Annotated in this window: 1 protein-coding gene; it reads right to left on the bottom strand. The window is 49.2% G+C overall.

Features of this window, described 5'->3' with window-relative positions; translation table 11 throughout:
• Window positions 1–92: 92 nt before the first annotated feature.
• Window positions 93–758 (bottom strand): DUF1499 domain-containing protein, encoded by a 666-nt coding sequence (locus KDK14_RS12900; protein ID WP_257265549.1) that lies wholly within the window; start codon window positions 756–758, stop codon window positions 93–95.
• Window positions 759–1,212 lie beyond the last annotated feature (454 nt).

Here is a 1,212-nt window from a genome sequence, read left to right as displayed (position 1 = left end):
CCATAGTTCCAGAATTAGAGTGAAATGGGAAAGTTATTTTTAGACAATTCCTAAGTAACGCTGAATACGCTTGGCATTAGCCCCCAAATCACTCAGCCCAACCGTGATACAGACCGAGCATCCACCCGGCTGCCCGCCCTTGACGGGGTAATGCGAATAATGACGTCATCTTTAAAACCGAACACCCGGGTTTCTTCCACGGCCTCAATATAACCACCGGCAGCATCTTCCCGAATAACTCGCCAGCCCAACTGTTGCACGGTTGCCAATGCTTTATCAAAGGTTTGCCGGGCATTACTGGCAGATTGATAGGGTTGAATCTGAGGATATGCTTGCAGTTGCTGAGCAGCCAGGGCTTCACCGCCATAAACCAGGGTGTTCTGCGACGCTGAGCGTTCCTGCTGGGCAGCAACAAATTCAGGTGGCGTCACCGTATCGGTAGAGACATCGTGAATGCGCGGGACCGAGAAGCCTGCCGCTCCAACCATGAGTGTCATGGCCATTAATGGCAAGCCACCAAGAACCATGGCCGCCATGCATGTCTGGCCAAACGTCCATTGTGCTTGAGCCAGGCCACCGGCAAAGCCGCCAGACTGATCACGAATACCAGTAACAATCCACCCAGCGATAGTGCAAACGTTAATGACAGAACACTGAATGGCAGCACATTGCTGCGATAACCGACAATGCCGACAGCCATCACCAACAATAACAACACCTGAATATGGGTGAACCAACGTACACTGGGTTTCATACATAATCTCCTGCTTGATAATTTTTGTGTGGCTATGATATTGGGAATGTCTTATTAAAACCACCGATTTGGCAGGAACCGATTTATCAGGAAGAGTATGAACTGCAGTTATGCACTTCACTGTCGTTTACCACCATCAATAGTATTTTGTCCAAATGATCAGGCGCCACTTAAGCTGTCAACCAAATGAAATCATATTTTCTGGCCAGGAGGCTGTCCGAGCATAGATTGCCCTGCGCGGCAACTACTCTTGCGTTGAACTGGCTCCTGCACCCATGCAGTCGTGCGGTGGCAGCAAAAAAGGGGGGGATGGACCAATGGCACTGACTTAAGCGTGAAAGCCTTGCCATACGCAGGCTTTAGGCACCCTATGATTTGAACCACAAAGGACACAAAGAGCACTAAGAAGAGCTTTTCTTTTCCTTTGTGCTCTTTGTGTCCTTTGTGGTTCAAATTCA

Source organism: Endozoicomonas sp. ONNA2 (assembly GCF_024606365.1).
Classification (GTDB): Bacteria; Pseudomonadota; Gammaproteobacteria; order Pseudomonadales; family Endozoicomonadaceae; genus Endozoicomonas.
Note: the sequence above shows the minus strand (reverse complement) of the source record. Positions and strands in the feature narration are given on the sequence as shown.